Source organism: Synechococcus sp. R6-10, assembly GCF_047461815.1.
GTDB lineage: Bacteria > Cyanobacteriota > Cyanobacteriia > Thermostichales > Thermostichaceae > Thermostichus.
Window position 1 is genome coordinate 1 of record NZ_JANSHW010000607.1, and the last position, 3,218, is coordinate 3,218.

Here is a 3,218-nt window from a genome sequence, read left to right on the forward strand (position 1 = left end):
GCTTCTCTAGTTGCTGCCCTGTGCACACCAATTCCGAGCAAAACCCATAGGTGTCCTCGAACAGCTTGCGCTGCCCCTCAGAAAGGGTGTAGGTTTCATCTTCAGCTTCCCGGGTTGGAAAACAGGTGAGCTCCTGCCAAGTTTCCCGAATATCTCGCCGCGTGCGCTGGACAAAATGACGGGCTAGCTGGACGCGTTGGTCTTCGTTGAGATCCTGGAGATCCCATGTCTCGAACTCGGGCCGCAGCAGCCCCAGCAGCGAGCGGAAGGCCTCTTCGACACCGCTGTGGGGAGTTGCCGTCAGCAGGATCAGGTGGCGGTTGGGGTTTTGGGCCACCGCTTTGAGCAGACTGTGGCGCTCCTGCTGGTTTTTGCCATGGGCCGCCGCTGCCCCATGGACTTCGTCGGCAATGACCAGCTCAGGACAAAATTGCAGAAATGGGTGGCGGTTGCGCTCGGTCTTGACGAAGTCAATGCTGGCCACCTGGACAGGAAAGTGCTCGTAGAGGCTGCGCCCAGGGGGGGTTTTCCGCTCCAGTTGTCCCACCGTTCCCGAGCGGAGGATCACGGGCTCAAGGTTAAACTTTTCCGCCAGCTCACTGGCCCACTGCTCGCAGAGGTAAGGGGGACACAGGACGCAAAGGCGTCGGATCTCGCCGCGATCCCAAAGCTCTCTGGCTATCAGCAGGGCCTCAATGGTTTTGCCCACCCCCACGTCGTCGGCAATCAACAGCCGCACCGGATCGAGGCGCAGCGCCATGAGCAAGGGCACAAACTGGTATACCCGTGGCCGAATCGAGAGGCGCCCCAGAGAGCGAAAGGGAGTTGCGCCCTCCCGTAAAATCAGCCGGGCCGCCTGCCAGAGGAGAAGGGTACTGGTGGCATCGGCAGGATGATCCCCAGAGGGCCAAGGAAAGGCGGTAGGCTCCACTCGCTCGAAGGGCAAGGTGCCGCCCACAAGGTTCATCAGGTGTCGGTGAATGCAAACCGCATCTTCTGGGGTGCCGGTGAGGGGCCGCAGCACCACAATTTCTTCTGAATCAGCGGGGAGCACCACCCACTCGCGGTTGCGGCAGCGGACAATTGAGCCAGGCTGCATGGGATCCCTGGGAGCGACCTACCTTTTCCATTGCATCTTAGATACTCTTTGGGGACAACTCTCTCCCATCTCCCAATACCCTGCCGGCAGCGGTAGGATGAAACGGAGCCGGCCTCAGGTACCCCTCTGGCCCACCGACATCATGAGCAGCCCCCGTTATCCGTTTGAGCGTGTTCGCGAGCACTTGCTCTTCCAATCTTTGGAAGATGCCGAGTGGAAGGCGCTGACGGCAGCCCTGTTGCCCAGCCGCTTCTCTCCTGGCCAGGTGATCTTTCAAGAGGGGGATCCCAGCAGTGACCTGTACATGATCCTCAGTGGAGTGGTGGAGCTGCGTCGCCAGTACGTGCGACATCCGGGAGATTATTGGCTGGCCACGCTGCACGCCGGGCGCTTGTTTGGGGAACTTTCTCTGCTGACGGGGCGGCGGCGCTCCTTTACGGCAGTGAGCATGACCGAGGTGCAAACCCTACGCCTTTCCACCGAAGGGCTGATCCTGCTGCCCCTGGAAGTCCAGGTGAAACTCTACCGCGCCTGGAGCCAGATCATCAGCGAGCACCTTTACTGGCTGGATAGTATGTTCACGGATCTTCTGGAGCAGCGAGGGGTAGAAAATGTAGCCTCGGCTATGGCTCTGCTGCACCAGCGCTATCCCGCTTGAAAGAGGCTCAATCCCTGCTCCGCATAGGTTTGCAGGTCAACGTCCACGAAGACAACCCCTTGGATCCCAAATTTTGTCTTCAGAATGTTCAGGGGTTGCGATATCATGTGCTAGGCAGCAGCCCCCAAGAGATTTCAAGCAGCGAGGTCAGGAGCAGTGGTTAGGGTAGCCATCAACGGGTTTGGTCGCATTGGTCGCAACTTTTTGCGCTGTTGGCTGGGTCGCTCCCAGTCCAACCTGGACATTGTTGCCATCAACGACACCTCAGATGCTCGCACGGCTGCCCACCTGCTCAAGTACGATTCCATCCTTGGGCCGTTGCAGGGAGCAGACGTTGAGCCTACAGAAAACGGTTTGGTGGTGAACGGCAAGCATATCTATGCCGTTTCCGACCGCAACCCCAGCAACCTGCCCTGGAAAGAGTGGAAGGTGGATCTTGTTATTGAAGCTACAGGTGTTTTTGTCGACTACCAGGGTGCCTCTAAGCACATAGAAGCGGGGGCCAAAAAGGTGGTGATCACCGCCCCGGCCAAGGGGGGAGACATTCCCACGTTTGTCTACGGTGTTAATCAACACACCTACGACCCGGTGCGGCACAACATTGTCAGCAACGCCAGCTGCACCACCAACTGCCTCGCCCCGATCATCAAGGTGTTGCTGGACAAGTTCGGCGTCCTCCGTGCCACCATGACCACCACCCACAGTTACACCGGCGACCAGCGGATCTTAGATGGTGGTCACCGCGATCTGCGGCGGGCCCGGGCAGCAGCATTGAGCATGGTGCCCACCACCACGGGGGCTGCCAAGGCGGTGGCTTTGGTGATCCCGGAGCTGAAAGGCAAGCTGAATGGGGTGGCGGTACGGGTCCCCACGCCCAATGTGTCTCTGGTGGACTTGGTGGTGCAGACGGAGCGGCGCGTGATTGCCGAGGAGGTAAACGCTGCCCTGAAGGAAGCCTCGGAAACCACGATGAAAGGGATCATCGCCTACTCGGATATTCCCTTGGTCTCCATCGACTACCGCGGCCACGACTGCTCGGCCATTGTGGATGCGGAGATGACCAGTGTGCTGGATGGGGATCTGGTCAAGGTCATGGCTTGGTACGACAACGAGTGGGGCTACTCCCAGCGGGTGTTGGACTTGGCGGAATACATGGCCGCTCACTGGGTGGAGTAGGCTGCTTCGGTTGGCAACCCTCTTCTGTTCCCCATTATTCCCCCATCGAGAACTGGGCAAAAACCTGCCAACGTTTGCCGTCGTGGAGGAGGAGCGTCAAAGCTGACGCTACAAACGCACTCTGGAAAGAACGCGTCTTGAACTCTGGCCAGGCGGCGCGAAAGTGGGCGGGGGTTAGGTCTCGGAAGGCCACGGTTATGTGGGGCACAAACGGACGGGCTTGAGCGGTCGTTTCTTTCCGGTTGAGAAGGAGCCCCATGTGGTGATGGGCTTGAGCTTGTAGCT

General features: G+C 59.2%; 3 protein-coding genes and 1 pseudogene. 2 read left to right on the top strand and 2 right to left on the bottom strand.

The window, feature by feature from the left end; genetic code table 11:
* On the bottom strand, positions 1–1,099 hold a 1,099-nt coding region (locus tag NW837_RS14450), incomplete at its 3' end, for a DEAD/DEAH box helicase (RefSeq protein ID WP_414332278.1).
* Between the two features lie 97 nt (positions 1,100–1,196).
* Here NW837_RS14450 and NW837_RS14455 point away from each other — a divergent pair.
* Positions 1,197–1,757 carry a Crp/Fnr family transcriptional regulator gene (locus NW837_RS14455; protein WP_187147224.1) on the top strand — a complete coding sequence of 187 codons (561 nt, stop codon included), beginning with the start codon at positions 1,197–1,199 and terminating at the stop codon, positions 1,755–1,757.
* A 156-nt stretch (positions 1,758–1,913) separates the two neighbouring features.
* Entirely contained in the window at positions 1,914–2,933 is a 1,020-nt protein-coding gene (gene gap, locus NW837_RS14460; RefSeq protein WP_414332279.1) for a type I glyceraldehyde-3-phosphate dehydrogenase, read from the top strand.
* A 34-nt stretch (positions 2,934–2,967) separates the two neighbouring features.
* Here the strand turns inward: gap and NW837_RS14465 are convergent.
* A pseudogene (locus tag NW837_RS14465) lies at positions 2,968–3,218 on the bottom strand (2'-5' RNA ligase family protein); the annotation flags it as partial.

What these genes read in the sequence shown, in the direction of transcription:
- NW837_RS14455 (WP_187147224.1), top strand. Translation starts at nt 1,197, where the DNA reads ATGAAACGGAGCCGGCCTCAGGTACCCCTCTGGCCCACCGACATCATG.